The organism is Pseudocitrobacter sp. 2023LY-00077, from assembly GCF_055796175.1.
In genome coordinates this window covers 1,335-4,961 of the sequence record NZ_JBSPEI010000040.1, presented here as the reverse complement: position 1 = coordinate 4,961, position 3,627 = coordinate 1,335, and the positions used below count along the sequence as shown (strand labels likewise).

Sequence of the window (3,627 nt, the reverse complement as noted above, 5' to 3'; positions counted from 1 at the left end):
GTCGGCACCAACATCGTTAACGCGCTCACCAGCCACACCAGCTTAACCCGCGAACAGGCTATCGAAGTGCTTACCGCTCTGAAGGATGACATGATCCCATGCGCGAAAATTCATTATTGAGGTGAATCATGAATATCACATGCGAGTGCGTGGACATGCGCACATCCGTCGGCCCCCACAACACCATCAAAGTTGAGATGGAAGGCGTGGTGCTGGCCGGTACCGTTAAAACCCGTGACGTACTACCCCAGCTCGACGGTGCAGAAGTCATCGAATGGCTGGCTGAGCAGGGTTACATCATCACTCATCAGGAGCGCGCAGCATGACGGCCGCAGAACGGTGGGATGAAGAATCGTTCCTTCGCCTTATGCGCGACGTGATACCAGAAAAGCCAGAACACGACGACGAGCCAGTCAACCTGGCCGCCGAGCGGCAGAACCCGGTCATTAGCTGGGATGAGTTTGCGGGGAATTACACATGAACCTTGATGATTTAGACGCGCCATTTGCCAGTGAGGATATTGAGTGGCGCATTCAGCAGGTGGGTAAAAACAATAACGGAATCTGGGCAAAGGTGCTGGCCTATGTAACTAACCGCGCAATCATGAAGCGGCTGGATGAAGTATGCGGCAAAGCTGGCTGGCGTAACGAATACCGCGATATTCCGAACAATGGCGGCGTTGAGTGCGGTATTTCCATCAAGGTTGAAGGCGAGTGGATCACCAAGTGGGATGCGGCAGAAAACACACAGGTTGAAGCTGTGAAAGGTGGTCGCTCTGGCGCCATGAAGCGCGCCGCCGTGCAATGGGGGATCGGTCGTTACCTCTACAACCTGGAGGAAGGGTTCGCAGTGGTTTCAGCAACGCGCGCGCCCGGGTTCCAGTACGCCAAATCAAAAGAGGTTGGCGTGTTCTACTGGAAAGCGCCAGCGCTCCCTGGATGGGCATTGCCATCAGGAACACAGATTGAGCAGAACCAGCAACCTCATGATGGTCACCAGCAGGAAGACCAGGCACCTCAGTCAGTGGATGCGGACAAAATACTCGCCGAATTCTCAGCATACGCTGGCTCTGAAAATGATAGCGAGCGGCTTAAGCATCGCTATGAAGACACATGGAAATTACTTAACGGCTTTGCTGAGCACCAGAACAAATGCAAAGACGTCACAGGCATTCGACTCAAAGAACTTAAACAGGCTGCGTAGATGACAATTTCCGGAAGAACTAAGAGCTGCACTGAATGCGGATCTTTAATAGCCGAAAGCAAGCGCGCGTCAGAAAAAGAGTGGCAAGCCAGAAGGTTCTGCTGCATCAAATGCAATAACGCAAACTTAGCACGTTCAAAAATCGTAGATATAGGGATCCGCCTCGCAAATAAGCAAATCAAAATTGGCCCAGATGAATGCTGGGGCTGGTCTGGTGCAAAAGATGGTAGGGGTTACGGCATTCTCTCCAATCGCGACAGGTCGAATGCAAACCCGGAAAATGCTCACAGAGTTAGTTATGAGTTGGCATACGGAAGAATTCCACTGGGGATGGTTGTTAGGCATAAGTGCGACAACCCGGAATGCACCAACCCAAAGCACCTTGAAATTGGAACTCAAAAGCAAAATATGCGCGACTGCTCAATTAGGGGTCGGTTGAGTAAACGGTCACGCGAAAACTTAATCAGCGGAGCAAAGGGTTATAACGGCGCCGCTATCGAAAAGAATAAGGTAAATCATGGCTAGCTCAGGCGTAAATAAAGTGATCTTGGTTGGAAGACTTGGTGACGATCCAGCCATCCGTTATCTGCCCAGTGGTGGCTCGGTAGCCAACATCACCCTGGCTACTTCCGAATCCTGGCGTGATAAAGCTACCGGCGAGCTTAAAGAGCAAACGGAATGGCACCGCGTCGTTCTGTTCGGAAAGCTGGCAGAGGTAGCTGGTGAATATCTGCGTAAAGGCTCTCAGGTTTATATCGAAGGCCAGCTGCGCACCCGCAAATGGACAGATCAGGCTGGCGTCGAGAAGTACACCACGGAGGTGGTGGTCAACGTCGGCGGCACAATGCAGATGCTTGGAGGTCGTCAGGGAGGTGGCTCGGCACCAGCAGGTGGTGGTCAACAGCAGGGAGGCAATCAGTACAGTGGCGGCGCGCAGTCTCGCCAGTCGCAACGCTCCGCACCAGCACCGTCTAACGAGCCTCCGATGGACTTCGACGACGATATTCCTTTTGCACCCGTAACACTTCCCTTCCCACGTCATACCATCCACGCAATTTAATCAGGAGCTTCAACATGTCAGCACCTCTACCCGGGGCGGGCTATCTACACCCGCCACAACGCCTTGGCACCAAAGAAGAGGTGCTGGCAATGCTTCGAGAGCACGTTGCAAACGGATGCAAATTACCGACAGAAACTCGCGAACAGCGCATGCAGCGTAAAACCGCAGACATGCATGCTGTATCCGTATGGCGCATGAATACATTCGCCGGGCCGCACTACGTCATTACTGGCCCGGTTCGTCCGGCCGAGTATGTGGAAGAACGGTTCAGAAACTTTATTGGTCGTTATGGGCAGGTACGAAATGACTAACTGGAAAACAGAAGAGCTCGCCCTGCTCTGGCGCCACACCAACGAGCAGGTAGCTGAGCTAACCGGGCGCAGCGTCGAGGAAGTTGGCGATATGCGTTTGAAAGCGAATATCGAGCGTAATGGCTGGGATGTTAACGATCCGGAGCGGGAGGATGTATGACCGGAAAATACACTCTGATTTATGCGGATCCGCCATGGACATACCGAGACAAAGCAGCCGATGGCGACCGCGGGGCCGGATTCAAATATCCGGTGATGAATGTGCAGGATATCTGCCGCATTCCGGTGTGGGATCTGGCTGCAGATAGTTGCCTGCTGGCGATGTGGTGGGTGCCGACTCAGCCAATTGAGGCGTTGAAGGTTGTCGAGGCGTGTGGATTCCGCCTGATGACCATGAAGGGATTCACCTGGCACAAGACGAATAAGCACAAAGGAAACAGCGCGATCGGAATGGGCCACATGACCAGGGCTAATAGTGAAGACTGCCTGTTTGCGGTACGCGGAAAGTTACCAGAACGCATGGATGCATCTATCTGCCAGCATGTCACCGCGCCGCGGCTGGAGAACTCCCGTAAGCCGGATATCGTGCGAGAAAAACTGGTGCAGTTGTTGGGTGACATTCCGCGCATTGAGTTGTTCGCGCGCCAGTCATCGCATGGCTTCGATGTATGGGGAAATCAGTGCGACGGTCCAGCGGTTCAGCTGCTTCCCGGCTGTGCGATCGACGCAATGAAAACGGAGGCCGCATGACCCCAGAGCAGGAGAACGTAATCCGCGCCGAAGCCAGACGGTGTGCCGAAGAAATCAAGAAGGCCATGCGCCAAAAGCCCAAACCTAACTGGGATTCCACAGTGAAGCCCATCCTCAAAAAACACTACGAGGTTATTAAGCCGATCGGTATCAGCCTGATTCGCTTTAACAGCGTTATTGGTCGCCTGCATGGGCGGTATGGAGTGGAGTCATGAAGATTTACATCGCCGGGCCCATGATCGGCCTACCTAATTTTAACCGCGCCGCTTTTAACCATGCGCATTTTCATCTCTGGTCGAAAGG

10 protein-coding genes are annotated in these 3,627 nt (G+C 53.4%); all 10 read left to right on the top strand.

Features of this window, described 5'->3' with window-relative positions; all coding sequences use genetic code 11:
* The first annotated feature begins 128 nt into the window (after positions 1–128).
* Positions 129–326 (top strand): hypothetical protein, encoded by a 198-nt coding sequence (locus tag ACWWFX_RS24860; protein ID WP_032667076.1) that lies wholly within the window; start codon positions 129–131, stop codon positions 324–326.
* On the top strand, positions 323–481 hold the full coding sequence (locus ACWWFX_RS24855) for a hypothetical protein (RefSeq protein ID WP_411355967.1): 159 nt from the start codon (positions 323–325) through the stop codon (positions 479–481). Before ACWWFX_RS24860 ends, ACWWFX_RS24855 begins: the two co-directional genes overlap by 4 nt.
* Complete coding sequence (locus tag ACWWFX_RS24850) at positions 478–1,203, top strand: Rad52/Rad22 family DNA repair protein (RefSeq protein ID WP_473225058.1); 726 nt, start codon at positions 478–480, stop codon at positions 1,201–1,203. The genes ACWWFX_RS24855 and ACWWFX_RS24850 overlap by 4 nt, the downstream gene beginning before the upstream one ends.
* Positions 1,204–1,728, top strand: a complete 525-nt coding sequence (locus ACWWFX_RS24845; protein WP_473225057.1) for an HNH endonuclease signature motif containing protein — start codon at positions 1,204–1,206, stop codon at positions 1,726–1,728.
* Positions 1,721–2,263, top strand: coding sequence for a single-stranded DNA-binding protein (locus ACWWFX_RS24840; protein WP_473225056.1), 543 nt, complete (start codon positions 1,721–1,723; stop codon positions 2,261–2,263). The genes ACWWFX_RS24845 and ACWWFX_RS24840 overlap by 8 nt, the downstream gene beginning before the upstream one ends.
* 14 nt (positions 2,264–2,277) lie before the next feature.
* Positions 2,278–2,574 (top strand): hypothetical protein, encoded by a 297-nt coding sequence (locus ACWWFX_RS24835; protein WP_473225055.1) that lies wholly within the window; start codon positions 2,278–2,280, stop codon positions 2,572–2,574.
* Positions 2,567–2,734, top strand: a complete 168-nt coding sequence (locus tag ACWWFX_RS24830; protein ID WP_473225054.1) for a hypothetical protein — start codon at positions 2,567–2,569, stop codon at positions 2,732–2,734. The genes ACWWFX_RS24835 and ACWWFX_RS24830 overlap by 8 nt, the downstream gene beginning before the upstream one ends.
* Entirely contained in the window at positions 2,731–3,324 is a 594-nt protein-coding gene (locus tag ACWWFX_RS24825) for an MT-A70 family methyltransferase (RefSeq protein ID WP_473225053.1), read from the top strand. Before ACWWFX_RS24830 ends, ACWWFX_RS24825 begins: the two co-directional genes overlap by 4 nt.
* A complete protein-coding gene (locus tag ACWWFX_RS24820) occupies positions 3,321–3,539 on the top strand; it encodes a hypothetical protein (protein WP_257651937.1) in 219 nt (72 codons plus the stop codon). The genes ACWWFX_RS24825 and ACWWFX_RS24820 overlap by 4 nt, the downstream gene beginning before the upstream one ends.
* Positions 3,536–3,627 (top strand): DUF4406 domain-containing protein (locus ACWWFX_RS24815; protein ID WP_473225059.1); only part of this gene is annotated, 92 nt, incomplete at its 3' end. The genes ACWWFX_RS24820 and ACWWFX_RS24815, both read left to right, overlap by 4 nt.